21 protein-coding genes and 2 pseudogenes are annotated in these 20801 nt (G+C 67.9%); 10 read left to right on the top strand and 13 right to left on the bottom strand.

Translation table 11 applies throughout. The features are described 5' to 3' along the window. The first annotated feature begins 36 nt into the window (after positions 1–36). Complete coding sequence (locus tag AC07WJ_RS13845; protein ID WP_494935170.1) at positions 37–1416, top strand: aminotransferase-like domain-containing protein; 1380 nt, start codon at positions 37–39, stop codon at positions 1414–1416. Positions 1417–1509: 93 nt separating this feature from the next. Beyond that, positions 1510–2124 (top strand): AAA family ATPase, encoded by a 615-nt coding sequence (locus AC07WJ_RS13840; protein WP_494935169.1) that lies wholly within the window; start codon positions 1510–1512, stop codon positions 2122–2124. 15 nt (positions 2125–2139) lie between these two features. Here the strand turns inward: AC07WJ_RS13840 and AC07WJ_RS13835 are convergent, their stop codons facing one another. Continuing rightward, a complete protein-coding gene (locus tag AC07WJ_RS13835) occupies positions 2140–3129 on the bottom strand; it encodes a tripartite tricarboxylate transporter substrate-binding protein (RefSeq protein WP_494935168.1) in 990 nt (329 codons plus the stop codon). Positions 3130–3266: 137 nt separating this feature from the next. Here AC07WJ_RS13835 and AC07WJ_RS13830 point away from each other — a divergent pair, with 137 nt between their 5' ends. After that, a complete protein-coding gene (locus AC07WJ_RS13830) occupies positions 3267–4163 on the top strand; it encodes an alpha/beta fold hydrolase (protein WP_494935167.1) in 897 nt (298 codons plus the stop codon). A gap of 91 nt (positions 4164–4254) precedes the next feature. Here AC07WJ_RS13830 and AC07WJ_RS13825 read toward each other — a convergent pair whose 3' ends face one another. Continuing rightward, positions 4255–5226, bottom strand: a complete 972-nt coding sequence (locus AC07WJ_RS13825; protein WP_494935166.1) for a tripartite tricarboxylate transporter substrate-binding protein — start codon at positions 5224–5226, stop codon at positions 4255–4257. A gap of 117 nt (positions 5227–5343) precedes the next feature. Next, on the bottom strand, positions 5344–6048 hold the full coding sequence (locus AC07WJ_RS13820; protein ID WP_494935165.1) for a GntR family transcriptional regulator: 705 nt from the start codon (positions 6046–6048) through the stop codon (positions 5344–5346). A gap of 148 nt (positions 6049–6196) precedes the next feature. On the opposite strand from AC07WJ_RS13820, the gene AC07WJ_RS13815 reads away from it, so the two are divergent. The 4 genes from AC07WJ_RS13815 (at position 6197) to AC07WJ_RS13800 (ending at position 10160) form a co-directional block, all read left to right on the top strand. Further along, on the top strand, positions 6197–7273 hold the full coding sequence (locus AC07WJ_RS13815; RefSeq protein ID WP_494935164.1) for a tartrate dehydrogenase: 1077 nt from the start codon (positions 6197–6199) through the stop codon (positions 7271–7273). 108 nt (positions 7274–7381) lie between these two features. After that, positions 7382–8458, top strand: coding sequence for a tartrate dehydrogenase (locus AC07WJ_RS13810; protein WP_494935163.1), 1077 nt, complete (start codon positions 7382–7384; stop codon positions 8456–8458). Positions 8459–8626: 168 nt separating this feature from the next. Next, positions 8627–9310 carry a TerC family protein gene (locus AC07WJ_RS13805; protein WP_494935162.1) on the top strand — a complete coding sequence of 228 codons (684 nt, stop codon included), beginning with the start codon at positions 8627–8629 and terminating at the stop codon, positions 9308–9310. Positions 9311–9428: 118 nt separating this feature from the next. Continuing rightward, positions 9429–10160 (top strand): TerC family protein, encoded by a 732-nt coding sequence (locus AC07WJ_RS13800; protein WP_494935161.1) that lies wholly within the window; start codon positions 9429–9431, stop codon positions 10158–10160. A gap of 51 nt (positions 10161–10211) precedes the next feature. Here AC07WJ_RS13800 and recF read toward each other — a convergent pair whose 3' ends face one another. After that, the gene (gene recF, locus AC07WJ_RS13795) at positions 10212–11384 is read right to left on the bottom strand and encodes a DNA replication/repair protein RecF (RefSeq protein WP_494935160.1); all 1173 of its coding nucleotides are present in this window, start codon (positions 11382–11384) and stop codon (positions 10212–10214) included. Between the two features lie 140 nt (positions 11385–11524). On the opposite strand from recF, the gene AC07WJ_RS13790 reads away from it, so the two are divergent. After that, entirely contained in the window at positions 11525–12037 is a 513-nt protein-coding gene (locus AC07WJ_RS13790) for a DUF1993 domain-containing protein (RefSeq protein WP_494935159.1), read from the top strand. Here the strand turns inward: AC07WJ_RS13790 and AC07WJ_RS13785 are convergent, their stop codons facing one another. The 4 genes from AC07WJ_RS13785 to AC07WJ_RS13770 form a co-directional block, all read right to left on the bottom strand. After that, positions 12038–12556 (bottom strand): L-2-amino-thiazoline-4-carboxylic acid hydrolase, encoded by a 519-nt coding sequence (locus AC07WJ_RS13785; protein WP_494935158.1) that lies wholly within the window; start codon positions 12554–12556, stop codon positions 12038–12040. A gap of 292 nt (positions 12557–12848) precedes the next feature. Continuing rightward, positions 12849–13361 carry a response regulator gene (locus AC07WJ_RS13780; protein WP_494935157.1) on the bottom strand — a complete coding sequence of 171 codons (513 nt, stop codon included), beginning with the start codon at positions 13359–13361 and terminating at the stop codon, positions 12849–12851. A gap of 88 nt (positions 13362–13449) precedes the next feature. Further along, the gene (locus AC07WJ_RS13775; protein WP_494935156.1) at positions 13450–14106 is read right to left on the bottom strand and encodes a nicotinate-nucleotide adenylyltransferase; all 657 of its coding nucleotides are present in this window, start codon (positions 14104–14106) and stop codon (positions 13450–13452) included. Then, positions 14103–15344 (bottom strand): glutamate-5-semialdehyde dehydrogenase, encoded by a 1242-nt coding sequence (locus tag AC07WJ_RS13770; protein WP_494935591.1) that lies wholly within the window; start codon positions 15342–15344, stop codon positions 14103–14105. The genes AC07WJ_RS13775 and AC07WJ_RS13770 overlap by 4 nt, the downstream gene beginning before the upstream one ends. A 260-nt stretch (positions 15345–15604) precedes the next feature. Between AC07WJ_RS13770 and AC07WJ_RS13765 the strand changes: the two genes are divergently transcribed. Together AC07WJ_RS13765 and AC07WJ_RS13760 are read left to right on the top strand one after the other, a co-directional pair. Beyond that, the gene (locus AC07WJ_RS13765; protein ID WP_494935155.1) at positions 15605–16774 is read left to right on the top strand and encodes a divergent polysaccharide deacetylase family protein; all 1170 of its coding nucleotides are present in this window, start codon (positions 15605–15607) and stop codon (positions 16772–16774) included. 37 nt (positions 16775–16811) lie between these two features. Next, positions 16812–17315: an RNA pyrophosphohydrolase gene (locus tag AC07WJ_RS13760; protein ID WP_494935154.1), complete on the top strand. Its 504-nt coding sequence runs from the start codon at positions 16812–16814 to the stop codon at positions 17313–17315. A gap of 122 nt (positions 17316–17437) precedes the next feature. Here AC07WJ_RS13760 and AC07WJ_RS13755 read toward each other — a convergent pair whose 3' ends face one another. The 5 genes and pseudogenes from AC07WJ_RS13755 to AC07WJ_RS13735 all read right to left on the bottom strand — a co-directional run bounded on the left by AC07WJ_RS13755 (position 17438) and on the right by AC07WJ_RS13735 (position 20755). Continuing rightward, the gene (locus tag AC07WJ_RS13755) at positions 17438–18148 is read right to left on the bottom strand and encodes an ABC transporter ATP-binding protein (protein ID WP_494935153.1); all 711 of its coding nucleotides are present in this window, start codon (positions 18146–18148) and stop codon (positions 17438–17440) included. Continuing rightward, positions 18145–18216 (bottom strand): annotated as a pseudogene (locus tag AC07WJ_RS13750) (ABC transporter ATP-binding protein C-terminal domain-containing protein); the annotation flags it as partial. The gene AC07WJ_RS13755 and the pseudogene AC07WJ_RS13750, both read right to left, overlap by 4 nt. A 216-nt stretch (positions 18217–18432) precedes the next feature. After that, a pseudogene (locus tag AC07WJ_RS13745) lies at positions 18433–18838 on the bottom strand (ATP-binding cassette domain-containing protein); the annotation flags it as partial. 25 nt (positions 18839–18863) lie between these two features. Beyond that, positions 18864–19883 carry a branched-chain amino acid ABC transporter permease gene (locus AC07WJ_RS13740; protein WP_494935152.1) on the bottom strand — a complete coding sequence of 340 codons (1020 nt, stop codon included), beginning with the start codon at positions 19881–19883 and terminating at the stop codon, positions 18864–18866. After that, positions 19883–20755: a branched-chain amino acid ABC transporter permease gene (locus AC07WJ_RS13735; protein WP_494935151.1), complete on the bottom strand. Its 873-nt coding sequence runs from the start codon at positions 20753–20755 to the stop codon at positions 19883–19885. The genes AC07WJ_RS13740 and AC07WJ_RS13735 overlap by 1 nt, the downstream gene beginning before the upstream one ends. Positions 20756–20801: the final 46 nt, after the last annotated feature.

Raw genomic sequence — 20801 nt, 5'->3', positions numbered from 1 at the left:
ATAATAGTGTCACGCGACACTATTATTGGGATGTCCATGCGTCTCGCATCACCCTGGCGGCCTCGGCTCTGCGAGACGAAGGGCCAGGTCTATGAACGGCTGGTCGGCGCGCTGGTGGAAGATATCGCCGCCGGCATCATCGTTGCGGGGGCGCGTCTGCCCCCGCATCGCGACCTCGCCTTTCGGCTCGGGATCGGGCTCGGCACCGTCACCAAGGCCTATGCCGTGCTGGAACGGCGGGGGCTGGTGCAGAGCGAGCGCGGACGGGGCATGTTCGTCGCCGGCACCGTGCTGGGCCGCCGGGACATGATCGACCTCGGCGTCAACACCCCGCCGCAGGTGCTGGGCGACCGGCTGATCGCGGCAACGCTGGCGACGCTGGCCAAGCGGCTCAGCGCCGAAAATTTCGGCCGTTATTGCCCCGCCGCCGGCCGCGACGATCATCGGATGCTGATGGCGCGATGGCTGAGCAGCCACCGTTTCGCGGTGTCGCCCGACAGATTGATGCTCACCAACGGCGCGCAGCACGCGTTGTCCATCGCCTTCACGCTGGCCTGCCGGTCCGGTGGCCTCATATTGACCGAGGCAGTGACCTATCCAGGTGCGATCGCCATCGCGCGCCATGCGGGCTACCCCATGAAGGCGCTCGCGATGGATGCCGAGGGCGTGACGGCCGAGGCGCTGGACACGGCCCTGCGCAACCGGAGCGGCGACGCGCCGGCCACCCTCTATGTAACGCCGACCCTGCAAAACCCGACAGCGGCGACAATGGGCCTGGCCCGCCGCCGGGATCTCGCGCGGCTCTGCCGGGCGCATGACGTGACCATCATCGAGGACGACGTCTATTCGGTGTTCACGCCGCCCGGCCTGCCGGCCCTGGCCGAGCTTGCGCCCGAACGCACGCTTTACGTCAATGGCTTCTCGAAGACCCTCAGTCCGGGCCTGCGCATCGGTGTCCTGGTCACGCCGGCCGACCGGATCGATCATGCGCTGGCCGTGCTCCAGACCACCAGCACCATGGCGTCGCCGCTCTGCTGCCTGATCATGGAGCAATGGCTGACCGACGGAACCGCCGCATCGGTCGGCGCGTCGGTCCGCGCCGAGGCGGCCAGGCGCATGGTGATGGCCAATGCGGCCTTGCCCGGCCGTCTGCGGGTATCGGAGACCAGCGGCTTTCATGCCTGGTTGCCCATGCCCACCATGGCGGCCCAGCGCCTCGCCGAGGCCGCCGCGGCGCTCGGCGTGATGGTTACGCCACCTTCGGCGCTGGCGGTCGACCCGGCCATGGATCCAGGCGGGATCCGGCTCTGCCTGGGCGGCCCGTCACCCGAGGAACTGACGCGCGGCCTTGGCATCGTCAGCAGGCTGCTGGCGCAGGCCACGGCCGGCCTCGACCGCATGCCCACGGTCATTTGAAGACGGCGGCGCCGCGCCCGCGGCTTTCCGCATGTCGACGGCGATATCGTTGCGCCGTCACCGATCAACCAGCCTTTCGGGGAGACGCCACCCATGCCAGACGACCCAAGTCCCGGACCGGATCGCTTCTTCGTCGTCACCGGTGGCCCGGGTTCGGGCAAGACCACCTTGATCGAGGCGCTGAAGGCGACCGGCCTCAAGACCTCGGACGAGGTCGGACGGCGCCTCATCCGGGATCAGCAGGCGATCGGCGGGCGCGCGCTGCCCTGGCTCGACCGTGCGCTGTTCGCCGAGATGATGCTGTGCCTCGAAATGCGCAACCACGGCATGGCGACGGCCGAGACCGGCACGGTCCTGTTCGATCGGGGCGTGCCCGATGTGCTCGGCTATCTCAATCTCATCGGCCTGCCGGTGCCGCACCATATGACCGTCGCCGCCAGGACGCTGCGCTACAACCGGCGCGTCTTCATCGCCCCGCCCTGGCCGGAGATCTACCGGACCGACGGCGAGCGGCGGCAGAACCTGGACGAAGCCGAACGGACCTATACGGCCATGGTCCGGACCTATCGCCAATATGATTATGACCTGGTCGAACTGCCGCGTGCTCCGGTCGAAGCCCGCGTCGGCTTCGTCATCGCGGCGATCCGCGGCCAGAACCGGGCCTCAACGACAACGCCCGGCACGAGGCCGGGCGTCGGTATGGCCTGATCCTAAGATCGGCGGTCAGTTCGTCGCGGTGACGCCGGCCGCCTTGATCACCGGCGTCCACTTGGCGATCTCGGCCTCGAGGAAGCTCTGCAGGCCGGCCGGCGTGGCCTGGACATCGCTCGGCAGATCGGCGCCGAGTTCGGCCAGGCGAGCCCGCACGCCCTGATCGGCGAGCGCCGCGCGCAGCGCCTCGTTCAGCTTGGTGACGATCGGCGCCGGCGTGCCCTTGGGCGCCAGCATGGCGTTCCAGACCACCACCTGATAGGCGGGCAGGCCGGCTTCGGCCGTGGTCGGCACGTTGGGGAGAGCCTGGTTGCGCGTCTGCTGGGCGACCGCGAAGGCCTTGATTGTGCCGGCGCGCACCTGCGGCGCGACATTGACCACCTGGTCGCAGAGATAATCGACCTGGCCGGCGACCAGATCGTTCATCGCCGGGCCGGTGCCGCGATAGGGCACGGTCTGCGGATTGACGCCCAGGATCGAATTCAACAGCAGGCAGGTGGTGTGGCTGACCGAACCGATGCCGGCATGGGCATTGTTGGCGGTGCGCTCATTGGCCTTCACCCAGGCGACGAATTCGGCGAGGTTGTTAGCCGGCAGGGCATTCTTGGCGGTGATCAGGATCGCGTTGGTATTGACCAGGCCGATCGGCGCGAAATCCGTCGCCGGATTGTAGCGCAGGTTCGGGTAGAGCGCGACGGAGGCCGCGTGCGTGCCGGTGTGGCCGATCATGATCGTGTAGCCGTCGGCGGCCTGGGTGGTCAGCCGGGTCGAGCCGGTGGTGCCGCCCGCGCCCGAGACGTTCTCGATGACCACGGCCTGGCCGAGCGACCGGCTCATGCTCTCGGCGACGATGCGCGCAACCACGTCGGTCGGGCCGCCGGCGGCGAACGGGATGATCATGGTGATCGCACGCGACGGGTAGGTCTGCGCGGCGGCCGGCAGGGCGCCGGCGACGAAGGCCACCGCGGCAGCGGCGAGCAAATGACGTTTGTTCATGTCCATCCTCCGGTGAAGACCCACGTTCAGTCGAATTCGAGGGTTCGTATTGTTGCCATACCTAATGCAGACCGTGTTGGATACAAGGCCATTTCGTCGTCCCCAACGCAGCGCGGCCGGCGCGGCCCGCCAAGGATCGGAACATGATCACCGAACTGCCGGTCGCCGACCACATGTTTCCGGGCTTCCGCCTGCTCGACGTCGCAACCGCGAGCACGACGATCCGCCTGCGCACCGGCGGCTCCGGGCCGCCTCTGCTGCTGCTCCATGGCTATCCGCAGACTCACGCCCTCTGGCACAAGATCGCGCCGCGGCTGAGCCGGCGCTTCACCGTCGTGGCCGCCGACCTGCGCGGCTACGGCGACAGCGGCAAGCCTGAGACGACCCACGATCACGCGCCCTATTCCAAGCGCGCCATGGCCCAGGACATGGCGGAGGTGATGACCGCGCTCGGCCATGACAGGTTTCTCGTCTGCGGCCATGACCGCGGCGCGCGCGTGGCGCACCGCCTCGCCCTCGATCACGCGGGCCGCGTCGGGAAGCTCGCGGTGCTCGACATCGCGCCGACGCGGGAAATGTACCGGGACACCACCGATCGCTTCGCCCGGGCCTATTGGCACTGGTTCTTCCTGATCACGCCGGCGCCCTTCCCGGAACGGATGATCGGCGCCGATCCCGACGACTACTGGCTGAAGAAATGCGGTGCGGGGGCCGCCGGCCTGACGCCGTTCGGCCCGGAAGCGCTGGCGGATTATCTCAGATGCTTTCGCGACCCGCGCGCCATCCACGCGAGCTGCGAGGATTATCGCGCCGCCGCGACCATCGACATCGCCCATGACAATGCCGACGGGACGCGGCAGCTCGCCTGTCCGCTGCTGGTGCTCTGGGGCAAGAACGGCGTCATCGAAAGCTGTTTCGACCCCCTCGCCCTCTGGCGCGAGAGAGCCTCGGACGTCCGTGGCCATGCCCTACCCGGTGGTCATTATCTCGCCGAGGAGCTGCCCGAACCGGTCGCCGACGCGCTGGAGCGGTTTTTCTGACGGCGGCGACGGTTTCGGGTGGGGCTTTGCGAGCGCGACGGCGCGGCCGGCCCATTCATCAAGCGGTGAACGGGCCGGCCATTGCCGTGGTTCAATTACCGGCGGTGACGCCGGCCGCCTTGATCACCGGGGTCCATTTGTCGACCTCGGCGCGGACATGAGCACCGAGCGCCTCGGCGGTCTGCCCGGCGGCGTCCGGGATCTCGCAGCCGAGCTCGAGCAGGCGCTTGCGCACGCTCTCGTCGGCGAGCGCCGCCCGGCCGGCGGCATTGAGCCGGTCGATGATGTCGCGCGGCGTGCCCTTCGGCGCGAACATGGCGTTCCAGCCGACCACCTGGAAGGCCGGCAGGCCGGCCTGCGCCGAGGTCGGCACGTCGGGGGCGGCCGGCGACCGCGCCGGAGTGGCGATCACATAGGTGTTCAGGCCGGTCAGCTGCGGGATGATGGTCACCGTCTGATCGCAGACATAATCGAGCTGCTTGCCGAGCAGGGCGGCCAGCGCCGGTCCGGAGCCCCGGAACGGCACATGCTGCACCGGCGCGCCGATCAGGTGATGGAAGAACACGCAGGTCAGGTGCGAGGTCGAGCCGACGCCGCCATGGCCGTAATTGTAACGTGACGGATCGGCCTTCACGAGGGCGATCATCTCGGCCAGCGTCCTGGCCGGGAAGTCCTTGTGCGCGGCGATCATCATCGGCGTTCCCGCCGCATTCATCACCGGCTCGAAATCGGTGCGCGGGTCATAGGCGAGATTGGGATAGAGCCCGACGGAGGCCGAGTGGGTGCCCATATTGCCCATGATCAAGGTGTAGCCGTCGGGCGTCGCGCGGGCGACGCGCAGCGAGCCGGTGGTGCCGCCGGCGCCGGCGACATTCTCGACCACGATCGACTGGCCGAGCGTGCGCGACATGTGCTCGGACATGATCCGCGCGATGATGTCGGTGGTGCCGCCGGCGGCGAAGGGCACGACCATGGTGATCGGCCGGTTCGGGAAAGGCTGGGCCAGGGCCGGCCCGGACAGGATGGCGAGGCCGGCCGCCAGGGCCATGAAAAGTCGTCGCATCATTTCCTCCAACGGTTTCGTGTCCCGTCGCGTTTTCGCGATCTCCAAGTCGCGTCTTCGCGATCTTGCGGAGCCGCGTTTTCGCGGTCTCCCCTTGCCGGCGGCCTGGCCGCCGGATCAGAAATGCTTCAGCCCGAAATCGGCCAGCAGCGGCAGCAGCTCGTCGCGCGCGTGGCTGCGGTGTTGCCGGGCCGCGGCATGGGCGGCCGCGGCATCGCCGCGGCGGATGGCATCGACGATCGCCCGATGCTCGGCGATCGAGGCCGGCAATTGCCGGCGCAGCTTCAAGGTCAGCATGCGCGCGCGGTGCGACTGGTCCTTGACGGTCTGGATGATGCGCTGGATGCGCCGGTTGCCGCAGCGCTCGACCAGGATCTGGTGGAAGGCCTCGTCGGCCCTGCCCCAGTCCGGCAGGCGGCCGGCGGCATGGGCTTCGTCCATGCGCGCCGTCGCGGCCGCGAGATCGTCGGCGACGCCGGAGCGCTCGGCCTCGGGCAGCCCGGCGACCAGTTCGGCGGCGGCCGCCTCGATCGCGATGATGACCTCGTAGATCTCCCTGATGTCGTCGGGCGCCAGCGCGCAGATCAGGATGCCGCGCTTCGGCACGATGCGGACCAGGCCCTCCTCCTGCAACCGGATCGACGCCTCGTGGACCGGCGTGCGGCTCATGCCGAGACGCAGCGCGATCTCCTGCTCGGAGGCCTGGTAGCCGGGCACGAAGGTGCTCTCGCGAATGGCTTCCTTCATCGCCGCGTAAGCGTCGTCGACCAGCGACGGGCGCCGTTCGGCGGCGACGGCCGTGGCCTTGACGGTCCTCGACATCGACATCCTCCCTTGCTCGAACCCTGAATATCATCTTCCATGGAAGCTGCAATGGATTATTGACATGGCGGTGATTTCAAGGCCAATGCAGGGGCCTTGAGCCGGGCGGGCGACAGCGCCGCGGCGGCCGCATGCGAGGACCCCGGAGATGAAAACCTACAGGATCGCCGCCATTCCCGGCGATGGCATCGGCAAGGAAGTCATCGCCGCCGGCATCGAGGTGCTGCAGGCGCTCGCCCGGCGCGAGGGCGGCTTCGCCCTGAGCTTCGATCATTTCGACTGGGGCTCGGACTATTACAAGGCGCACGGCGTGATGATGCCGGAGGACGGCCGCGACCAGATCCGCCATCACGACGCGATCTATTTCGGCGCGGTCGGCGCGCCCGACGTGCCCGACCACATCTCGCTCTGGGGCCTGCGGCTGGCGATCTGCCAGCCGTTCGACCAATATGCCAATGTCCGGCCGACCCGCGTGCTGCCGGGTATTACCAGCCCATTGCGCCATGTCTCCGGTCCCGAGCTCGACTGGGTGATCGTGCGCGAGAATTCCGAGGGCGAATATGCCGGCGTCGGCGGACGGGTGCATCGTGGCCTGCCCGAGGAGGTCGCGACCGACGTCTCGATGATGACCCGCACCGGCGTCGCCAGGATCATCCGTTTCGCCTTCGACATGGCCCGCTCGCGGCCGCGCAAGCTGTTGACCGTGGTGACCAAGTCGAACGCCCAGCGCCATGCCATGGTGATGTGGGACGAGATCGCCGCCGAGGTCGCCCGCGACTATCCCGACGTCACCTGGGACAAGATGCTGGTCGACGCCATGACGATGCGCATGACCATGAAGCCCGAGACGATCGACACGGTGGTGGCGACCAACCTGCACGCCGACATCCTGTCGGACCTGGCGGCGGCGCTGGCCGGCTCGCTCGGCATCGCGCCGACCGCCAACCTCAATCCCGAGCGCCGCTTTCCCTCGATGTTCGAGCCGATCCACGGCTCGGCCTTCGACATAACGGGCAAGGGCATCGCCAATCCGATCGGCACCTTCTGGACCGCCACGATGATGCTGGAACACCTCGGCGAGAAAGCCGGGGCGGACCGGCTGATGCGGGCGATCGAGCGGGTCACCGCCGACCCGAGCCTGCATACGCCCGACCTCGGGGGCAAGGCGACGACCCGCGCGGTCACCGACGCCGTCATCGCATCGATCCTGGCGGACAACGCATGAGGCCCGGCGCCTTGCCCGGAGGTCATGGACGGCATGCCGCCAGACATGGTTGCCGGCGGCGGCGCTCCGGGCTTATCCCAGACACAGCCTGATCAGAGGAGACCATCCATGGCCCGCTCGAACACCTACAAGCTCGCCGTCATTCCCGGCGACGGCATCGGCAAGGAGGTCATGCCGGAGGGCGTGCGCGTGCTCGAGGCGGTGGCCCGGAAATACAAATTCTCGGTCGACCTCGATCATTTCGACTTCTCGTCCTACGACTATTACGAGAAGCACGGCCGGATGATGCCGGAGGACTGGAAGGCCAGGATCGGCGGTCACGACGCGATCTTCTTCGGTGCCGTCGGCCTGCCGGAGAAAATTCCGGACCACATCTCGCTGTGGGGCTCGCTGCTGCTGATGCGGCGCGAATTCGACCAATATGTCAATTTGCGACCGGTCAAGCTGATGCCCGGCGTGCCGGCGCCGCTGGCCAACCGCAAGCCCGGCGACATCGACTTCTTCGTGGTGCGCGAAAACACCGAGGGCGAATATTCCTCGATCGGCGGACGCATGTTCCCCGGTACCGAGCGCGAATTCGTGGTGCAGGAAACCGTGATGACCCGCATCGGTGTCGACCGGATCCTGAAATACGCCTTCGAGCTCGCCATGCGGCGGCCGCGCAAGAAACTGACCAGCGCGACCAAGTCCAACGGCATCGCGATCACCATGCCCTATTGGGACGAGCGGGTGGCCGAGATGAAGAAGGCCTATCCGGCGGTCAGCGTCGACCAGTACCATATCGACATCCTGACGGCCCATTTCGTGCTCAATCCGGACCGGTTCGACGTGGTCGTCGCCTCCAACCTGTTCGGCGACATCCTGTCGGACCTGGGCCCGGCCTGCACCGGCACCATCGGCATCGCGCCGTCAGGCAATATCAATCCGGACCGCAAGTTCCCGTCGCTGTTCGAGCCGGTGCACGGTTCGGCGCCCGACATCGCCGGCAAGGGCATCGCCAACCCGGTGGGACAGATCTGGTCGGCGGCCATGATGCTCGATCATCTCGGCGAAACCGAAGCGGCCGCGGCCATCGTCAGCGCCATCGAAGAGGTGCTGGCCAAGGCCGAATACCGCACCGGCGACCTCGGCGGCAAAGCCGACACGGTGGCCTGCGGCAAGGCGATCGCCGACGCCATCGGCTGAGCCTTCCGGGACGACGGCCGCGGCCCGGCCGTCGTCCTATGAGAAACTACGCATATTACGCAAAACCACTAATATCGGCACTATCCCGCGAACCTTAGGGTGCGCGCCGAAATTCCCGGCAAAAACGCTCGCAAAAACACTCTAAGCAAACCCAAGGGCCGCACCGCGATGGACTTCAGCTCGCTGAGCCTTGTCGGCATCATCCAGGTCATCTGGATCAACATCATCCTGTCCGGCGACAACGCTGTGGTCATCGCGCTGGCCTGCCGGGCGCTGCCGGAACGCCAGCGGCTGATCGGCATGGTGCTGGGTGCGGGCGTCGCCATCCTGCTGCGCGTCATCTTCACGCTGTTCGTCGCGACCCTGCTCGACATGCCGTTCCTGCGGTTGGTCGGCGGGCTGCTGCTGCTTTGGATCGCGGTGAAACTGATCACCGACGACAGCCATGGCGACGACGAGATCCAGGCTTCCGACCAGCTTTGGTACGCGGTCAGGACGGTCGCCATTGCCGATGCGGTGATGAGCCTCGACAACGTGCTGGCGATCGCCGCGGTCGCCAAGGACAATACGACCATGCTGATCGCCGGCCTGGTCATCTCGATCCCGCTGATCGTCGCGGGCGCCTCGATCATCATGAAGCTTCTGGAAAAACTGCCGATCCTGGTCTGGGCCGGCGCCGCGCTGCTCGGTTGGCTCGCCGGCGACATGATCCTGCATGACCCGATGACCATCAAGTTCCTGGGCAGCGAATTCGCCCATCGGCTCGAGCTGCCGGCCGAGATCGTCGGAGCGGTCCTGGTGGTCGCCATCGCCTATCTGTTGAAGCGTCGGGAGGCTCAGGCTGCGGCCTGAGCGCAACGCCCGGTAAAAATCGACATCGCCCCCCTGGCGTAAGTCCAACTACGTACTATGTCGCCGTTTCGATTGATGCGCTGCATGATGAGCCGCGCCGGTAGCAACGGGACCCGCAATGGACAGCAATTTCTGGATCGGCCTTCTCCAGATCATCTGGATCGACCTCCTTCTGTCCGGCGACAATGCCGTGGTCATCGCACTGGCCTGCCGGGGCCTGCCGGAAAAACAGCGCAAGATGGGCATCCTGCTGGGCGCCGGCGCGGCGGTCGGCCTGCGCATCGTCTTCGCGCTGATCATCACCTACCTGCTGGCCATCCCGCTCCTGAAGCTGGTCGGCGGCCTGCTGCTGCTGTGGGTCGCGATCAAGCTTGCCTCCGATGACGGCAGCGGCGCCCATGGCGAGGTCGAGGAAACCGACAACCTCTGGAAAGCGGTCCGCACCGTGGCCATCGCCGACGCGGTGATGAGCCTCGACAACGTTCTGGCCATCGCGGCCGCCTCGCACGGCAATGTCTGGCTGTTCGTTTTCGGCCTCGCCCTGACCATTCCGCTGATCATCGCGGGTTCGGGCATGGTGCTGGCCATCATCGAGCGCTTCCCGATCGTCGTCTGGGCCGGTGCCGCCCTGCTCGGCTGGATCGCCGGCGACATGATCGTCAACGACCCGCTGGTCCTGAAGCAGCTCGCGGCCTGGGGCCCGAACCTGGTCCAGCTCGACCCGAACCCGGCGATCGGCCTGAAAGCGGGCAGCCTGCCGCATTACATCGCGGCGATCGGCGGCGCGGTCGGCGTGGTTCTGCTCGCCGCCTTCCTGCGCCGGCCCAAGGCCGGCGCCAAGGCCGCCTGAGGCTCACGCCCGGGGGCCGTTCGAAGGCTCACGCCCGGGCGTGCGAAAGGCTTACGCCCGGGCGATCGTCCCGGGCGTCACGGCGAACAGATCGGCGCGGCTCCGCAAGGCTTCGAAAGCCATGGGATCGGCGCCGGTCATCCAGACCTGGGCCCCGAGCTTCTCGAGCGCGTCGTAGAGCGCCGACCGCCGCTCCGGGTCGAGATGGGCCGCCACTTCGTCCAGCAACACGATCGGCGTGAAGCCCGCCATCTCGGCGACGAGGCGGGCATGGGCCAGCACCAGCCCGACGAGCAGGGCCTTCTGCTGGCCGGTCGAACAGCGTTCGGCCGGCGCGCCCGACGGGCCGTGGACCGCCAGAAGATCGGTCAGGTGCGGCCCCTGGGTGGTGCGGCCGGCAGCCCGGTCGCGTGACCTGATGTCGCGCAGCACCACGCGATAATCATCCTCGACCTCGACCGCCGGGCGGCTCAGGACGGCGGCTTCGAGCGCGCCGTCCAGCGCCAGCGCCGCCCAGGGGAAAGGTGAGGCCGGATCCTTGGTCGCCTCGATCAGGCCGGCGAGCCTATGCACCGTCTCGGCCCGGGCGGCGGCCACCGCCACCGCCAATTCGGCGGTCTCATGTTCCACCGCGTCGAGCCAGGCCGGATCCGGCGCCGTGTCCTCGAGCAGGCGGTTGCGCGCGCGCAGCGAGCGCTCCAGCGCATTGACGCGGCTGCCATGCTCGGCATCGACCGCCAGGACCAGCCGGTCGAGGAAACGCCGGCGCTCGCCGCCGGAGCCGAGGAACAGCCCGTCCATGGCCGGCGTCAGCCAGACCACCCGGACATGCTCGGCAAAGGCCGCCGCCGAACCGACCGGCACGCGGTCGATGCGGCAGAGCCGCGAGCGGACTTCGGCGTCACCGGCTTCGATGCCGGTGCCCAGCACCGCCTCGCCATAGGCGCCCTCGACGGTGGCGCTGACCGCCCAGCCGCCATCGCCCTGGTCGAAGGCAACCTCGCCCAGCGTCGCCCGCCGCAGGCCCCGGCCCGGGGTCAGGAGCGACAAGGCCTCCAGCACATTGGTCTTGCCGGCGCCGTTCGGGCCGACCAGGCCGACCAGCGCCGCGTCGGGGGCGATCTGGGCCGCGGCATAGCTACGGAACCGCGACAGCCCGATCCGCGTCACACGGCCCTGGACCGGCGCGGATTGATCGACGAAACGGGGAATCGCAGCAGGCATGCGCTCCTTATAGCGGCTCGATGGCGTCTTGGCGCGGGCCGCGGGGTCGGCGTAAATTTCTCCGGGGCACGGACGGTCCGTAGCACCTGATTCTCCGGCGCCTGGTTTCCCGGGCCCCCGATTTCCGAGGGACACCTCTCATGGCCACCACGCTCTCCGAGCTCTCCGTGCCGATCTTCGTGCAGATGCTGACCAGCCTGTCGGGCCTGCTCGACAAGGCGGTCGCCTTTGCCGAGGCGAAAAAGGTCGATCCGAAAGTGCTGCTCGACAGCCGGCTCGCGCCCGACATGTTCCCGCTCGTCCGCCAGGTCCAGCTCGCCACCGATTTCGCCAAGGGCCCGTGTTCGCGCCTCGTCGGCATCGAGGCGCCGAAATTCCCCGATGTCGAAGCGACTGTTTCCGAGCTGAAGGAACGGATCGCCAAGACCATCACCTTCGTCACCGGTCTCGACAAGGCGGCGATCGACGCGGCCGCCGACAAGGACCTGACCATCACCATTGCCGGCCAGCCGATGACCTTCACGGGCAAGGCCTATCTGGCCCATATGGCGCTGCCGAACTTCTATTTCCACGTCACCATGGCCTATGCCATCCTGCGCGAGAACGGCGTGGAGATCGGCAAGCGCGACTATGTCGGCAAGCTGCCGGCGTGATCAGCCGGGCTTGCTGTCCTCATAGTGGAAGCGGAAATCGCAGTGGCTGGCGCCCTGCATGATGGTCTGGCTGCGGTCGAGCTTGAGCTTCTTGTCATAGCCTTCGCAGAAGGTGCCGTCGCGCTGGCATGACAGGAGGTGGCCGATCTCGCCGAGGCCCATGTCCTTGTACATTTCCGAATAGCGGCAGCGCGTAACATTGAAAGAATAGGTGTCGGGCGTCTGCCCGACGACCTCGATCTCCAGCGCGCCGCCCTGGGTCCACAGCGACTGCATGTCGATGAAAGCCTGCAGCGAAGTGCCCCCGGGCGACTGGGCGGCGAAGCGCTCGGCCTGTTCCACCGCCGAGCGGCGGACGGCCTCGCCAATGGTCCGCTTGGCCACTTCGACGCCCTGGCTCGCCGTCAGCTCGTCATAGACGTGCTTGAGGATTTCCGCCTCGATCCGGCGCTTCTCGATCATCGAGAGGCCCTGGGGATGGGCGGCGGAGGGCGCGGCAGCGGGTTTGGTATCGGCCATCGGGGCATTCCTTAGAACGACTATAAAGTCCAAGGAAAGCATGTTCTCAGGTCGGAGCAAAGCCCGGCGACGCATGCGGGCCGCGCAAGGATGTCGCGGCTCGTGCGCCGACCGCCATGCGCTGAACACGACGGGCTGATTTTTGGTGGAGACAAGTCGTGGATGCCCGGGACAAGCCCGGGCAGGAGTTGGACTGGCCAGGGCTCGCGCCTGTCCGATCAGACACTCATCGTTGCTGTACAGCCGCGATAACCCGGATTTCGCACGTGGGCCCGGCAAGCGCCCGACCGCCTCAGGCGATATTGGCGGCTTCCGGCATCTTGCGGATGCGCAGCCGCGGCTCGACCACCAGCTTGCGCGGCTCCGGTCCATAATAGCCGTCGAGATGCACCATCGGCCGGGGCCGGGCGATGATCGAGACGATGCGCTCGAGCAGCGCCTTGCCGGAAATCGGCTTGGCGACGAATTCGTGCACGCCGAGCCGGTTCGCCTCCACCACGCGCCAGCGCTCGAGATGCGAGGTCAGCATGATGATCGGCACGTCGGGCATCGGGAAGGTCGCCGGATTGCGCACGATGCGCAGCATCTCGGCGCCGTTCAGCATCGGCATTTCCCAGTCGAGGATGACGATGTCGGGGGCATGGAGCCGGATATATTCCAGCCCCGCCAGCCCGTCGGCCGCCTCGTGCACCGTCTTGATGCCGATATTGTTGAGAATGTTGCGCACGACCTTGCGCATGAACTGGTTGTCGTCGACCACCAGGACATCGACGCTCGACAGGAGCTGTTCGACCTTCTTCGACATAAGACCGTTCATCCTGCTCGCCCCAATGCTTGCACTCAGCACGGGCACCATAGGCGGGCAACTTTGAATGCCGTTTAAGCGGATAGATTCAATTTGAATGATTACCGTTGCGTGCACGGATCGCGGTCGAGGACAGCGGCGATTTCAGTCCATGCAGGAAAATCCAGGCCGGAGGCCGGGCGAAAGGCAGAAGCAGCCCGTCGGTTTCGTTCATCCGGTAGCGGCCGAGCGCGGTCGCGGCGACGCCGGCCGCGGCACGCAGGCCGGCGCCCGGCCGGTCGACCACGGCGATCGGCAGGAGCCCGGCAATGCCGCGCCAGTTCTGCCAGAGGTGAAACTGCCTGAGATTGTCGGCGCCCATGATCCAGACGAACCGGACGCCCGGGCAACGGGCCCGCAGCGCGGCGATGGTGTCGAAGGTGAAACGGGTGCCGAGCCCCGCTTCGATGCCGCTGACATGGATCGCCGGATGCGCCGCCAGTTGCCGGGCCGCCGCGATGCGCTCGGCGAGCGGCGCCAGGCCGTTCTTGGCCTTGAGCGGATTTCCGGGTGTCACCAGCCACCAGACCGCGTCCAGCCCTAGGCGCTTCAAGGCCGTCAGCGCGACCAGGCGGTGCGCCTCGTGCGGCGGATTGAAGGAGCCGCCGAACAGGCCGATGCGCATGCCCGCCGCGTGCGGCGGCAGGACCAGGCGAGCCTCGCCGCGCCTGAGGCGCGGCGCGATGCGGGCCCCCAGTGGCCTCACGGACGCAGCTGTCCGCTGCCGCGCACGCGATATTTGAACGAGGTCAGCTGCTCGACGCCGACCGGGCCGCGCGCGTGCATCTTGCCGGTGGCAATGCCGATCTCGGCGCCGAAGCCGAATTCGCCGCCATCGGCGAACTGGGTCGAGGCGTTGTGCAGCACGATCGCGCTGTCGACCTCGGCCATGAAGCGTTCGGCCGCCGCGCCATCGGCGGTGACGATGGCGTCGGTGTGATGCGAGCCGTAGCGCTCGATATGAGCGATGGCGTCGTCCAGGCCGGCGACCACCTTGACGGCAATGACGGCGTCGAGGAATTCCGTGCCCCAGTCCTCTTCCGTCGCGGCGGTGACGCGCGGGTCGACCAGCCGCGCCAGACTGTCGCCGCGCACCGCGCAGCCGGCCTCCAGCAGCGCCGTCACCAGCGGTTTCAGATGGCTGCCGGCAACCGTCTCGTCGACCAGCAGCGTTTCGGCCGCGCCGCAGACGCCGGTCCTCCGCATCTTGGCGTTGACCAGGATCGCCTCGGCCATGGCGAGATCGGCATTGGCATGGACATAGACATGACAATTGCCGTCGAGATGGGCGAAGACCGGCACGCGCGCCTCGCTCTGCACGCGCGCGACCAGGCTCTTGCCGCCGCGCGGCACGATGACGTCGACGGTTCCGCCCAGGCCCTGCAGCATCAGGCCGACGGCCGAACGATCACGGGTCGGCACCAGCGAGACGGCCGCGGCCGGCAGGCCGGCTGTCTCCAGTCCGGCGACGATCGCGGCATGAATGGCGCGCGACGACCGAAAACTGTCCGAGCCGCCGCGCAGGATCACCGCATTGCCGGCTTTCAGGCACAAAACGCCGGCATCGACCGTGACGTTGGGGCGGCTCTCATAGATCACGCCGATGACGCCGAGCGGCGCACGCACCCGCTCGAAATGCAGGCCGTTCGGCCGGTCCCATTCGGCCATCACCGCGCCGACCGGGTCGGCCAGGTCGCGCACCACCTCGACGCCTGCCGCCATCGCCTCGATGCGGGCGGGCGTCAGCGTCAGCCGGTCGATGAAGGAAGCGGCCAGGCCCTCCCGGCGCGCGTCGGCGAGGTCGTCGGCATTGGCGGCGAGGATCTGATCGGCCTGTTCCCGGATCGCCCTGGCGATGGCGTCCAGCGCAGCGTTCTTGCGCGCGGTCGAGGCCAGCGCCAGCAGCCGCGCGGCGGCCTTGGCCTCGGCGCCGATCGCCAGCATGACCTGGTCGATTCCCGGCACCGCATCGACGGCATTGAGCGACGGGGAAGCCTGAATCGGCAAGGTCTGGGTCGGCGTCGTCTGGATCGGCACTGGGGCAGCCTCCGGGGGCGCTTTGCCTAGCACGACGCAAGCCGCGCGCAAAATGTCGTCGGCGAGACGTGACCCGCGCGCATTGAACAGCTTTGGTTAACCGGCGCTTAAGAGTTCCGGCCCGATGTAGATGTGGCGGCGACCCGTTTCCCGCAAGCCGGCGCGCCATGACCGATGACCTCAATGCCCCCCTCGGGGTCGAGACCAAAGCCGAGACCAAACGGCGGCGTTTGCCGCCGCTGATGCCGGTTGCCGCCGGCCTGGTCGGCGCGGCGGTGCTGGCCATCGCCAGCACGGTGCTGCTCATCCGCAATCCGCTCGGCGGCGAACCGCGCGCGATCGCCGCCATCGCCGCGCCGGCGCCGAGGGTCGCCGAACGAACCGAGGCACAGCCGGCCCCGACGCCGCCGGCGGCATCGGGCGAGGCCGCCGCCGACGGCGGCACCACCATCAACATCATCGACGGCATGTCCGGCGCCAGGCGCGAAGTCCGGGTCGCGGCGGCGCCGGCCTCCGACCGCTCCGCCGGGCTCGACCCGCGCCTCAGCGAGCGCAGCGCCCAGGGTCCGCTGCCGCGGATCGCCAGTGACGGCCGCAAGCCCTCGGAAGCCTATGCACGCAGCTTCCAGGTTCCGAACAGCCAGCAATCCGGCCTGCCGCGGGTGGCGATCCTGATCGGCGGGCTCGGCATCGGCCAGAGCAGCACCGCCGAGGCCATCAGCAAACTGCCCGGCGCCGTATCGCTCGCCTTCGCCCCTTACGGCGCCGACCTGGAGCGTGTCGTCATGCGCGCCCGCTCGGAGGGCCACGAGGTGTTCCTCCAGGTGCCGATGGAGCCGTTCGACTTCCCCGACAACGATCCCGGGCCGCAGACGCTTCTGACCACGCTGTCGAGCGAGCGCAATACCGAACGGCTGCATTGGGCGATGAGCCGCTTCCAGGGTTATGCCGGCATCGTCAACTATATGGGCGCCAAGTTCACCGCCTCCGAAGCCGCGCTGACGCCGATCCTGCGGGAAACCGCCAAGCGCGGCCTGATGGCGATCGACGACGGCACCAGCCCGCGCAGCCTGGTGCAGCAAATCGCCGGCACGCTGCAGCAGCCGACCTTGCGCGGCGACGTCCAGCTCGATCGCGTGCCGACGCCCGCCGAGCTCGACGCGCAGCTGGCACGGCTGGAAGCGCGGGCGCGCGAGCGCGGTTTCGCGCTCGGCGTCGGCTCGGCCTTGCCCGTCACCATCGACCGCGTGACCCAATGGGCACGCGCGCTGGAAAGCCGCGGGCTCCTGCTGGTTCCGGTCACCGCGGGCGTGGCGCGCCGGGCGCCGGCTGGTTAATGTTTCCTTGACGTCACCGCCGTTCCCGGACCGCACCATGACCCGCTTCGAAGACCTGCCTTACCGCCCCTGCGTCGGCGTGGTGCTGATCAACCGCGACGGCCTCGTCTTCGCCGGCAAACGCAAGGGGCCGGCGCCCGAACATGTCGATGCCAGCCATTCCTGGCAGATGCCGCAGGGCGGCATCGATCCGGGCGAGGAGCCGCTGGCCGCGGCCCGGCGCGAGCTTCACGAGGAAACCAATGTCCGCTCGGCGACCTTGCTCGCCGAGGCGCCGGAATGGTTCGCCTATGATCTGCCGCAAGTGGTGGCCGGCCAGGCCTGGCGCGGCCGCTATCGCGGCCAGACCCAGAAATGGTTCGCCTTCCGCTTCGACGGGCCGGACAGCGAGATCGACGTCGCGCATCCCGGCGGCGGCCACAAGCCGGAATTCGAGAGCTGGCGCTGGGAGCGCCTGACCGCCATGCCGGACCTGATCATCCCGTTCAAGCGCGGCGTCTACGAACGCGTGGTACAGACCTTCGCGCCGTTCACGCGTTGACCGGCAAGAGAGATCGCCGCGGGCCTTTCCGGCCCGGCGCGCGGCGTCGCATCGGTCATTCGGGGCCGGGTCATCGGCCGCACGTTCGGCAGCCGACGGCCCACTTCCACTGACCGTGGCGATCAGGCGCCGAGATAGGCGGCCTGAACCTTGGCATCGCCGAGCAGGTCGGCGGCAGCGCCCTGCAGCACGATCTCGCCCTGCTGGAGCACATAGGCATAGTCGACCGAGCGCAGGCTGAGCTGGATGTTCTGCTCGACCAGCAGCAGGCTCATGCCGGTGCCGGTCAGGCTGCCGAGCACCTCGAAGATCTCGGCGACGATCCGCGGCGCGAGCCCGATGGAAGGCTCGTCGAGAATCAGGAGACGCGGCCGCGTCATCAGGGCCCGACCGATGGCGACCATTTGCTGCTCACCTCCCGACAGCGTGCCGGCCTGCTGCGCGGCGCGCTCCTTGAGCCGCGGAAACAGTGCGAACACCTTGTCGAGGCTTTGTTCGCGATGCACCTTCGCGTCGCCGTAGCTGGTCGCGGCACAGAGATTTTCGAGCACCGTGCAGGTCGGGAACAGCAGCCGGCCTTCGGGCACCGTCGCGATGCCGGCCCGGGTCCGATGCGAGGCGCGCATGGCGCCGATCGGGCTGCCGTCCCATGCGATGCTGCCGCCGCCGAGCGGCAACAGGCCGTTGATCGCCTTGACGATCGTGCTCTTGCCGGCGCCGTTCGAGCCGACCAGCGCGATCCGCCGGCCGGCCGCAATCTCGAGGTCGATGCCCCTGATGACATTGACCTTGCCGTAGCCGGCCGAGACCTTCTGCACCGACAGCGTGCTCATGCTTCCGCCTTGCCGAGATAGGCTTCCTGGACCCTGGGATCGGCGATGACGTCCCGCGTCGGGCCTTCGACGAGGACCTGGCCGAAGGTGATGACCACCGCCCGGCCGCACAGGCTGCTGACGACCGGAATGGAGTGCTCGACGACGATCACCGCGATGCCCTGCTCCGGCAGCCGGCGAATGATGTCGCACATGACGACCGTCTCGGTGGCGGTCAGGCCGGCGAGCGCCTCGTCGAGCAACAGCATTTTCGGTTCGGTCGCGAGCGCTCGCGCAATCTCGAGCCGGCGCAGCTGGGCGACGTTGAGCTCGTCGGCATCGACATCGGCAAGCTCCGCCATGTCCAGCCGGTCGATCACGCCGCGGGCGAGCGTCTCGGCGGCACGCGCCGAGGGATGGCGGGCAAAGGCCGCGACCTTGACGTTTTCCAGCACCGTCATGCCGCGGAACGGCTTGACGATCTGGAACGTGCGGACGAGGCCCAGGCCGCAGATCTCATGCGGCCGCCGGCCGTCGATGCGCCGGCCGGCGAAGCGGATCGTGCCGGCGGACGGCGGGATCGCGCCCGAGATACAGTTGAACAGGGTCGTCTTGCCCGCGCCGTTGGGACCGATGATCGCGAAGATCTCGTCCGCCTCGACGCTGAAACCGACATCGCGCAGGGCATGCAGGCCGCCAAAGGACTTGCTGACCCCCTCGAGGGTGAGAAGCGCCGTCATGACCCTGCCTCCGGCCTGGCCGCGGACAGGTCGACGCGGGGCGGAACGGCCTGGCGGCGCAGCGCGCGCGACCGGCGCCAGCGGCCGGCGAACCAGCCGGCGATGCCCTGCGGCAGGATCAGCGCCAGCACGATCAGCAGGATGGCGTAGACGATGATGTCGCTGCCCTGGATCGAGGTGAAGCCGCGCAGGAAGATGCTGAACGGCACCAGGATGGCGGCGCCGACCAGCGGCCCCCACAGCAGCGACATGCCGCCGATGATCGAATAGACCAGCATCTGGATCGACAGGTCGATGCCGAGCACCGAGCGCGGATCGACGAAGGCAACGTAATTGGCGTAGAAGGCGCCGCACAGGCTGGAAATGCCGGCGCTGATGATGAAGCAGCGCAGTTTCAGGGTGCGGGCATTGATGCCGAGGGCCTCGGCCGCCTCCTCATTGTCGCGCAGCGCACGCCAATAGTAGCCGGTGCGCGACTTCATCAGCAGTTCGCCGGCTATCAGCGTTCCGATCAGCACAGTGCCGATGATCAGCCCATAGGGCCATTTCTCGAAGAACTGCAGCCGGGCCAGCGAGTCCTCCGAGGAGATCGGCAGGATGATGCCGTCGGAACGGCCGAGCGTGATGCTGCCCGAGACCATGAAGAAGGCGACCTCGTTGAAGGCGAGCGTCGCGATGGCGAAGAAGTAGCCGCGCAGGCCATAGCGGAAGCAGAGCAGGCCGATGACGGTGGCGGCCGCCACCGACAGCGCGATGCCCAGCGGCCAGGTGACGATCGGCGGCCAGCCATGGACCGAGGCGCCCCAGGCGACGCTATAGGCGCCGATGCCGACGAACAGGGCATGGCCGAGCGACATCAGCCCGGTCAGGCCGGCCATCAGGTTCCACGACACGGCGAGCGTGCCGTAGAAACAGGTGAGGATGAAGATATCCATGTAATAGCGGTCGCCGCTGGCGGCGAAGAAGGCGGCCGCGACCAGGCCGGTGATGACGAGGATGTTGCGCAGGCTGGCCATCAGCGGGCACTCCGGAACATCAGGCCCTCGGGGCGCACCAGCAGGATCAGGATCAGGATCGCGAAGGGGACCGCGGCGGCGACGGAGGCGGAAAACCAGGCCCCGGCGATGCTCTCGGCAAGTCCCACCACCATGGCGCCGAGAAGGGCCCCGCCGAAGCTGCCGAGGCCGCCGACGATGACGATGACGAAGGCCTTCAGCGTGAACAGCGCGCCGACATGGGGATTGGCATAGAGAATGGAGACCAGGAGCGGGCCGGTGACGCCGAGCGTGCCGACGCCGACCGCCATGGCCCACTTATAGACCGAGGCGATATCGATGCCCGACAGCGCCGCGCCGTCGCGCGATTGCGAAACGGCGCGCATGACCAGGCCGAAATCCGTCCGCTTCATGAACAGATAGAGCAAGCCCAGCAGGGTCAGCGAGGCGCCGCAGGCGATCAGCTGGTTGATCTGCACGACGACCGGGCCCATCACGATGCCCGCGGTCGAGCGCGGCTGCGTCACCAGCATGTTGTCGCCGGTGAACAGGACCAGCGCCAGGTGCTGGAGCAGCAGCGACAGCCCGAGCGTCACCGCCATCTGGTTGATTTCGGGCACGTTGAGCGCGAAGCGGACGAGGGTGCCGTAGAGCAGGACGCCCACCAGCATCAGCACCGGCGTGACGATCAGGATGGACAGGAGCGGATCGATGCCCAAGAGGGCCCAGCTGAAATAGCCGGCATACATGGCGATCATCAGGAATTCGCCATGGGCGAAGTTGATGATCCGCATGACGCCGAAGACGAGCGTGAGACCGACCGCGATCAACGCGTAGATCGCGCCATTGGCGAGCCCGCTGACGACGGCTTGCAGAAATATCCCGAAGGACATGAGCATCTTTCCAGGCTGGAGCGGCCGGGCCCGGCCGCGCGGTGCG

The organism is Phreatobacter sp. GW821-FHT04C01, assembly GCF_059420385.1.
Note: the sequence above shows the minus strand (reverse complement) of the source record. Positions and strands in the feature narration are given on the sequence as shown.